At 72.0% G+C, this 8,674-nt stretch carries 7 protein-coding genes; 2 read left to right on the top strand and 5 right to left on the bottom strand.

From position 1 onward, the window contains the following. The first annotated feature begins 553 nt into the window (after positions 1–553). Positions 554–1,588, top strand: coding sequence for a tryptophan--tRNA ligase (trpS, locus tag AC5WS8_RS25310; protein ID WP_496105754.1), 1,035 nt, complete (start codon positions 554–556; stop codon positions 1,586–1,588). Positions 1,589–1,664: 76 nt separating this feature from the next. Here the strand turns inward: trpS and proC are convergent, their stop codons facing one another. The 4 genes from proC to AC5WS8_RS25290 all read right to left on the bottom strand — a co-directional run bounded on the left by proC (position 1,665) and on the right by AC5WS8_RS25290 (position 4,344). Continuing rightward, positions 1,665–2,474: a pyrroline-5-carboxylate reductase gene (gene proC / locus AC5WS8_RS25305; protein ID WP_496105753.1), complete on the bottom strand. Its 810-nt coding sequence runs from the start codon at positions 2,472–2,474 to the stop codon at positions 1,665–1,667. A 168-nt stretch (positions 2,475–2,642) separates the two neighbouring features. After that, entirely contained in the window at positions 2,643–3,419 is a 777-nt protein-coding gene (locus AC5WS8_RS25300; protein ID WP_496105752.1) for a class I SAM-dependent methyltransferase, read from the bottom strand. A gap of 74 nt (positions 3,420–3,493) precedes the next feature. Beyond that, on the bottom strand, positions 3,494–3,985 hold the full coding sequence (locus AC5WS8_RS25295; protein WP_496105751.1) for an EamA/RhaT family transporter: 492 nt from the start codon (positions 3,983–3,985) through the stop codon (positions 3,494–3,496). Positions 3,986–4,032: 47 nt separating this feature from the next. Then, complete coding sequence (locus AC5WS8_RS25290; protein ID WP_496105750.1) at positions 4,033–4,344, bottom strand: SH3 domain-containing protein; 312 nt, start codon at positions 4,342–4,344, stop codon at positions 4,033–4,035. Positions 4,345–4,523: 179 nt separating this feature from the next. On the opposite strand from AC5WS8_RS25290, the gene AC5WS8_RS25285 reads away from it, so the two are divergent. Continuing rightward, positions 4,524–6,611, top strand: a complete 2,088-nt coding sequence (locus tag AC5WS8_RS25285; RefSeq protein ID WP_496105749.1) for a protein kinase domain-containing protein — start codon at positions 4,524–4,526, stop codon at positions 6,609–6,611. Between the two features lie 50 nt (positions 6,612–6,661). Here the strand turns inward: AC5WS8_RS25285 and ilvD are convergent, their stop codons facing one another. After that, positions 6,662–8,515, bottom strand: a complete 1,854-nt coding sequence (ilvD, locus tag AC5WS8_RS25280; RefSeq protein WP_496105748.1) for a dihydroxy-acid dehydratase — start codon at positions 8,513–8,515, stop codon at positions 6,662–6,664. Positions 8,516–8,674: the final 159 nt, after the last annotated feature.

Here is an 8,674-nt window from a genome sequence, read left to right as displayed (position 1 = left end):
CCCGATTTCCTCGGTGCTTTCCGGCCTTTCGGCCTTCCGGCTTTGTTGACTCTATCAGATCCCTCAGTTCCCTTTGGGCCCTGATTCCCTGTCAACCGGGCTGGTCCTCCCGACCCTTGGGCCGTTCCGACGAGTGAGACTTTAGCGGATTCTCGGCTCCCGAGCTAATCGGGGGCTTCGTCCCTACATTCCGAAAATACGCACGCCGATAACGCACGACGATATGGCGCCGATTGTCGGTGGGTACCTGCGGAGTGGCTGCCCGGGGACCGACCGGAGTCGGCGCTCACGTCGGACAACCCGGAGAACACTACGGATCGGCCCGGCGCGTGTCAACTCGGCTCCATGTGCCCTTGCGGGAGGCCCCGGCGGGCGTACCCTCGGTGTCATGACTTCGCGTACGTGCATCCATCTGTGGTGGGCCGCCTGACGGCGGCCGGACTCACGTATGCGCTCAACGGCCGCCGCTTCGGCGGCCGTTCCCGTATCTCCTCCGGATCTCCGGGAGGCGGCCGGCCGTAGGCGGCGGTCCCGACCAGGAGGTGGAATGGAAATGACACGGGTTTTCAGCGGGGTCAAGCCGACCGGGCACCTGACGCTGGGGAACTACCTGGGCGCCGTACAGCGGTGGGTGAACGTCGACCAGTACCAGGCGGACGCGCTCTTCTGCGTCGTCGACCTGCATGCCCTGACCGTGGACCACGATCCGGCGCGGGTGCGCAGGCTCAGTCGGCAGGCGGCGACGTTGCTGCTGGCCGCGGGGCTCGATCCGGATCGGTGCACGCTGTTCGTGCAGAGCCATGTAGACGAGCACGCGCGGCTGTCGTACCTGCTGGAGTGCGTGGCCACCGACGGCGAGATGCGGCGGATGATCCAGTACAAGGAGAAGGCCGCACGGGAGCAGGCGCGGGGCGGGAGTGTGCGGCTGTCCCTGCTGACGTACCCGACGCTCATGGCGGCGGACATCCTGGCGTACGGGACGGACGAGGTGCCGGTCGGGGACGACCAGACGCAGCACGTCGAACTGGCGCGGGATCTGGCCGTGCGGTTCAACCAGCGGTACGGGCACACGTTCGTGGTGCCGCGGGCGACGCCCCCTCAGGTCGCGACCCGCGTCATGAACCTTCAGGACCCGGCCTCCAAGATGGGCAAGTCGGAGGACTCCGGGCCGGGCATCGTCTATCTGCTCGACGAACCGGACATCGTGCGGAAGAAGGTCATGCGCGCGGTGACCGACAGCGGGACGGACGTCGTGTACGACCGGGAGACGCGGCCCGGCGTGGCCAATCTTCTGGAGATCCTGGCGGCCTGCTCCGGAGGTGACCCCGAGAAGCTGAGCGGTGCGTACGCGTCGTACGGCGCTCTGAAGAAGGACACCGCGGAGGCCGTGGTCGAACTGCTGCGGCCGGTGCAGGAGCGGCATCGGGAACTGTGCGTCGATCCCGGGTATCCGGAGGACGTGCTGCGCCGTGGTGCGGAGCGGGCGCGGGGAGTGGCCCGGCCGACCGTGGATGCCGCCTACCGCGCGATCGGGCTGCTGCCGTCGGCTTCCGCTGCTCCGGAGGCCGTGGTGAGCGCGGCCCGGTAGGCGCGCGGGCGTCGGCGACGTCCCTGCGGGGGCGGGTGCGCGCGGGGTGACCCGGTACCCGCCCCCTCGGGGGACGTCAGTTGTTGCCGGAGGCCAGTTCGCGGCTGCGGTCGCGGGCGGCTTCCAGGGCCGCGATGAGGGCGGCCCGCACCCCGTGGTTCTCGAGTTCGCGGATGGCGTTGATGGTGGTGCCCGCGGGCGAGGTGACGTTCTCGCGGAGCTTGACCGGGTGTTCGCCGCTGTCCCGGAGCATCACCGCGGCGCCGATCGCGGACTGGACGATGAGGTCGTGGGCCTTGTCGCGGGGCAGACCGAGCAGGATCCCGGCGTCGGTCATGGCCTCGACCAGGTAGAAGAAGTACGCCGGGCCCGAGCCGGAGAGGGCGGTGCAGGCGTCCTGCTGGGACTCGGGGACACGGAGGGTCTTTCCGACGGCACCGAAGATCTCCTCGGTGTGGGCGAGGTGGTCGGCGGTGGCGTGGGTGCCGGCGGAGATGACGGACATGGCCTCGTCGACGAGTGCGGGGGTGTTCGTCATGACGCGGACGACCGGGGTACCGACGGCGAGGCGGGCCTCGAAGAAGGAGGTGGGGATGCCGGCGGCTCCGCTGATGACCAGACGGTCGGCGGGGACGTGGGGGGCGAGTTCGTCGAGGAGCGTGCCCATGTCCTGGGGCTTGACCGTGAGGATGAGCGTGTCGGCGGTCTTCGCGGCCTCGGGGTTGGTGACCGGGCTGACGCCGTAGCGGGTGCGGAGCTCTTCGGCCCGCTCCGGGCGGCGGGCGGTCACCAGGAGGTCGGCGGGCGCCCAGCCGGCCCGGATCATTCCGCTGAGCAGGGCTTCGCCGATCTTTCCGGTGCCGAGGACTGCGACTTTCTGGGTCATGGTGGTGGGGCCCTCCGGGGGTTGCGTCGTCCGGTTTCATCCTCCCACCGGGTATGCCGGGCGGGCGGGGTTGTCCGGTGGGCGGACGGCGACGGCGGTGACCGCGACGGTGGCGGCGGCCGGGCGGTGACGGGACCGGAGGCCGCACCGGCGCAGGACGCACCCGGTTCACCGCCTGGTCGCCACGATGAGCAGGACGTCGTAGACCTCCTCGACACGGCCGTCCGGGAAGGTCTTGAGGAGATGGTGCCGCTCCTCCTCGAGGAAGGCCCTGGCGCACTCCTCGCCGCCGACCAGGAAGATCGAGTGGCTGCCGATGTTGGCGAGGTGGGTGTCGACGGGGACCGTGCGGCTCCACCGGACGACGCGGCGGGTGTGGGCGGGAACCTCGGGAGCGCCTTCGAAGGCGAGTTCGGTGCGGGTGCCGCCGGCGCCGTTCTTGGTGGCCTTCTCGGTGCCGAAGTGGCGCTTGATGCGGTCCGCCTGCTCGGTGATCCAGGGGACGTCCTGGGCGTCCATGTTCCACCACAGCGCGAGCGCGCCGCCCGGCCGCAGGACGCGCAGGGCCTCGGGGACCGAGCGGGCGGGGTCGGTCCAGTGCCAGGACTGGGCGTAGGTGAGGACGTCCGTGGAGGCGGTGGCGAGGGGGAGGGCGTTGCCGTCGCCGCGCAGCAGGGGGACGCCGGGGAGGGTGCGGCGGAACTCGGCGGCCATGCCGGCGCCGGGCTCCACGGCGACGACGTGCGCGTCGCGGGCCTTGAGCAGGGCGGTGGCGATACCGGTACCGGCGCCTATGTCGGCGACGCGGGCGCCGGCGAGGGGACGGCCGGCGAGGTCTTCGAGGGCGTCGAAGAGGGCGGTGGGGTAGGAGGGGCGGTTCGCGGCGTACTGGGCGGCGGCGGCGTTGAAGGAGCGGGCGCGGGCGGTTCGGGAGGGCGAGGTCATACGCCCATGGTGGCGGGCGTCGGCGAGCCGGGCAGCGGGTTTTCGCCGCGCGGGCGCGGGAGCCGGGGCGCGGGTCAGGAGCGGCGTCGGCGGGAGGGGTCGCCGGTGCGGCGGGAGGTGCGCTTCTCGTGGTCGGCGCGGGCCTTGTCGTACTCCTCGCGATGGAGTTTCTCGCCGGGTGCCTCGGTGAGGGAGCGGAAGAAGTAGGCGAGGAGGGAGCCGACGAAACCGATGGTGAGGAGGCCGCGGAGGGAGGACAGGCGTTCGGGGTCGGGGCGCTTGGTGAAGGCTCCCCAGGTGTGGCCGAACGCGAGTGCGCTGCACACGGTGAACATGACCACGACCAGCAAGGTCACCGGCGCCCCGACGTCGGCGATGCTCAGGCCCTGGTAGGCGAAGCGCAGGACGAGGCAGGAGAGCCCGGCGGCGGCCAGGGAGCCGACGGACACGGCGATGCGGCGGGCCGCGTAGCCGCCCTCGTGATCCACCCAGGTGGTGCCGAAGAAGCGGATCGGTTCGGGGCGGGGGCCCTTGGGGGTGTCCGGAGTGCCGGTCTCGTCGCTCACGCGTCGATTATCACTCCGGCGGCCGGCGGGCCCCCGCGGCGGGACGGTCAGCAGCGCGAGGCGACGTAGCCGTCGCTGCCCGTGTTCACGTACGCGTCCGAGACGTACTCGCCGCTGTCGATGTTGTCCCAGATGTTGCTCGTGCCGTACGGACCGGTCACCGTCGTGCCCGGCGTCTGGCAGTAGATCGGCACCTTGGCGCCCTCGGGCAGGACCCGGACGATGCTGTAGCCGGTGCCGGGACCGCTGCGGACGTTGAGCCGGACGCCCGGGGCGATCGAGTAGTAGCGCAGGGCCGTCGTCGTGACGGCCTGCCGCTCGGTGCCGTACTCGGCCTCTTCCACGTGGTCGACGGACATGGACTTCCTCCCCCGTTGAGCCCCACGACTGTCATGGGGTCCCGTTGATTCCCTGGTGTCACAGGATGAAACACACATGTACGACGCGCACGCGGAGGCCGGCAAGCCGCCTCGGTCTCGTACGAGTCATCGACTAGGCTCCGTGCGTCGCGCGCGCGAACGAACAGCACGGGGGGAGCATGGCGCCACAGCACAACACCGGAGCGGGCGCGGAAGCGGAACTTCCCGAGTACGCCGGTCACTACCGTCTGGAGTCCCGCCTGGGCTCCGGCGGCATGGGCGTGGTGCACCTGGCCCGCAGCGCCTCCGGGATGAAGTTGGCGGTGAAGGTCGTACACGCCGAGTATGCCAAGGACCCCGAGTTCAGGGGCCGTTTCCGGCAGGAGGTGGCCGCGGCCCGGGGGGTGAGCGGTGCCTTCACCGCGCCCGTCGTCGACGCCGACCCGGAGGCCGAACGGCCTTGGATGGCCACGCTGTTCATCCCCGGACCGACCCTCTCCGACCATGTGAAGCGGGACGGGCCCATGGTCCCGGCCCGGTTGCGCCGGCTGATGGCCGGGCTCGCGGAGGCGCTGCGCGACATCCATCGGGCCGGGGTCGTGCACCGGGACCTGAAGCCGAGCAACGTACTGCTCGCCGAGGACGGCCCGAAGGTCATCGACTTCGGCATCTCCCGGCCGAAGGACAGCGAACTGCGCACCGAGACCGGCAAGCTGATCGGTACGCCGCCCTTCATGGCGCCCGAGCAGTTCCGGCGGCCGAGGGAGGTCGGGCCGGCAGCCGACGTCTTCGCGCTGGGGTCCGTGATGGTGCACGCGGCCACCGGGCGGGGGCCGTTCGATTCGGACAGCCCCTACATCGTGGCCTACCAGGTGGTGCACGACGAACCGGAGCTGGCCGGCGTACCGGAGGATCTGGCGCCGCTGGTGCTGCGCTGCCTCGCCAAGGAGCCCGAGGACCGGCCCACGCCGGACGAACTGATGCGGGAACTGCGGTCGGTGGCGGCCTCGTACGACACCCAGCCGTTCATACCGGCGCAGCGCACGACCGACGGGCCGGCCCCCGAGCCCCGCAGCGCGACGCCGAGTGGGCGGCCCGGGAGGCGTCTCGCCCGGCGGGCGGCCGTGGTGGCCGGGGTGCTGGGCCTCGTCGCGGGCGGACTGCTGGGGGCGGTGCAGGTGCTCGGTACGAAAGGCGGCACGCCGGAGGGCGCCGCTCCCCGGACCACCACCGCGGCGTTCTCCGGCTGGGCGGTCAGGCCCGCCGGTGAGGGGGTGCCCCAGTGCTCGTACGGGGCCGGTGAGTTGCTGTGCGCACGGGCCGGACTGCTCTACGCCCTCGATCCGTCGGACGGCACCGTGCGGTGGCGGCGGCCGGTCGCCCCCATGGTGCGCAGCGTGCCGCCCGTCGTCTCGGGCGGCCTGGTGCAGCCGATGACGGATCACGGCCGGCGTCTGGAGGCGCTGGATCCCGCCTCGGGCCGGCCGCGCTGGCAGCGGAACGTTCCGCCGTACAGCGGGGTGCAGGCCGCCGGCGGAATGCTGCTGCTCACCGGTACGGACGGGGTGGTGCGGGGCGTGGACGGCGCCTCGGGCGCGATGCGGTGGAGCCGGCGGATTCCGGGCCTGGCCGCGCCGCACTTCCTCGCGTTCGGCGGGGATCCGCTGGTCTACGCGACCACTACGTCGGACGACGGCTCGGCGACGAGCGTCGTCGCGGTGGATCCGGAGTCGGGCACGGTGCGCCGGGAGACACGTCTGCCGGGACTGCTGACGCCCGTCGGCAGTGAGGGCGGCTCCCTCGTCCTGCTCGCCGCGCAGGGACCGTACGGTCAGGTGACCGCCGTGGTCCGCTACAGCCCGGCGTCCGGGGCCTCGGTCCGTGTGCCGTTGCCCGTCCGCTTGGACGACGTGCACGCGACGGTGCGCGGCGACGTCGTGCACCTGATGGCCTCCGGTGGCTCGCTGCAGGCGGTGGACCTGGCGGCGCGGAGGGTGCGGTGGCGTCTGGAGACGTCCGTGAGCCGCGGTTCGGCGCCGGTCGCGGACGCCGCGCACGTGTATGTCACGGCCGGCGACGGCCGCCTGCTGGCGGTCGACGCCCGCACCGGGCGGATCGTCGGCCAGACCCCGCCCCGGCTCGGCACGCACGCGGACCGGGTCGCGGCCGCTCTGCCCGAACCCCTGGTGACCGACGGCCGTGTCTACGCGGCCGCCCCCGACGGCACCGTCCTCGGCGTGGACGGACGCGACCCGTCGGCCTGGTGACGTGCGGCGGGGCCGCCCCCGGAGAGGGGCGGCCCCGCGGAGGTCGTGCGTCAGCCCAGCTTCGAGACGTCCCGCACCGCACCCTTGTCCGCGCTCGTCGCCATGGCGGCGTACGCGCGCAGGGCCGCCGAGACCTTGCGGTCGCGGTTCGCGGGGGCGTAGACGCCGCCGAGGGCCTCACGGCGGGCCGTCAGCTCGTCCTCCGTGACCAGGAGCTCGATCGTGCGGTTCGGGATGTCGATGCGGACGCGGTCGCCGTCCTGCACCAGGGCGATCGTGCCGCCGGAGGCCGCCTCGGGGGAGGCGTGGCCGATCGACAGGCCCGACGTGCCCCCGGAGAAGCGGCCGTCCGTGATCAGCGCGCAGGCCTTGCCGAGGCCCCGGCCCTTCAGGTACGAGGTCGGGTACAGCATCTCCTGCATGCCGGGGCCGCCCTTGGGGCCCTCGTAGCGGATGACGACGACGTCGCCCTCCTTGATCTGCTGGGTGAGGATCTTCTGGACGGCCTCCTCCTGCGACTCGCAGACGACCGCCGGCCCCTCGAACGTCCAGATGGACTCGTCGACACCGGCCGTCTTCACCACGCAGCCGTCGACCGCCAGGTTGCCCTTGAGGACCGCCAGGCCGCCGTCCTTGGAGTAGGCGTGCTCCACGGAGCGGATGCAGCCGTTCTCGGCGTCGTCGTCCAGGGCCTCCCAGCGCTCGGACTGGGAGAAGGCCTCCGCGGAGCGGACGCAGCCGGGGGCCGCGTGCCACAGTTCCACGGCCTCGGGCGACGGGGAGCCGCCGCGGATGTCCCAGGTCTTCAGCCAGTCCGCGAGGGAGGGGCTGTGCACGGCGTGCACGTCCTCGTTCAGCAGGCCCGCGCGGTGCAGTTCGCCGAGGAGGGCGGGGATGCCGCCGGCGCGGTGCACGTCCTCCATGTAGTACGTGCGGTTCCTGGCGACGTTCGGGGCGACCTTCGCCAGGCACGGCACCCGGCGCGAGACCTGGTCGATCTCCTCCAGGCCGAAGGGGACGCCCGCCTCCTGGGCCGCCGCCAGCAGGTGCAGGATCGTGTTGGTGGAGCCGCCCATCGCGATGTCGAGGGCCATGGCGTTCTCGAAGGCGGAGAAGGTGGCGATGTTGCGGGGCAGGACCGTGTCGTCGTCCTGCTCGTAGTGGCGGCGGGTGAGGTCCATGACGGTGCGTGCCGCGTCCACGTACAGCTGCCTGCGGGCGGTGTGGGTGGCGAGGACCGAGCCGTTGCCGGGGAGGGAGAGGCCGATCGCTTCGGTCAGGCAGTTCATCGAGTTGGCGGTGAACATGCCGGAACAGCTGCCGCAGGTCGGACAGGCGTTCTCCTCGATGCGGAGGATGTCCTCGTCCGAGATCTTGTCGTTCACGGCGTCGGAGATCGCGTCGACCAGGTCGAGCGTACGGACGGTGCCGTCGACCAGGGTGGCGCGGCCGGACTCCATCGGGCCGCCGGAGACGAAGACCGTCGGGATGTTCAGGCGCAGGGCCGCCAGCAGCATGCCCGGGGTGATCTTGTCGCAGTTGGAGATGCAGACCAGGGCGTCGGCGCAGTGGGCCTCCACCATGTACTCGACGCTGTCCGCGATGAGGTCGCGGGAAGGGAGGCTGTAGAGCATGCCGCCGTGGCCCATCGCGATGCCGTCGTCGACCGCGATGGTGTTGAACTCGCGCGGGATGCCACCGGCCTGGCTGATCGCCTCGCTGACGATCCGGCCGACCGGCGCCAGGTGGGTGTGGCCCGGGACGAACTCGGTGAAGGAGTTGGCGACGGCGATGATCGGCTTCCGTCCGATGTCCGCACCGGGTACACCGGAGGCGCGCATCAGGGCGCGGGCGCCCGCCATGTTGCGGCCGTGGGTGACTGTGCGGGACCTCAGCTCGGGCATCGTCGCTCGCTCCTTCGGAGAGTTCCGCCAGGGAGCCCGGCGGAGTCCTGACTCACGTCGAGCGTACGCCGGTGCTCCAAGGGACGGACACGATGTCCGGAATGCGGGACGCGTGTCTCGGGGATGCGGCGGCCGCCCCGCGTGTCCGGGTGGGGGCCG

The organism is Streptomyces sp. PTL18, assembly GCF_059510295.1.
Note: the sequence above shows the minus strand (reverse complement) of the source record. Positions and strands in the feature narration are given on the sequence as shown.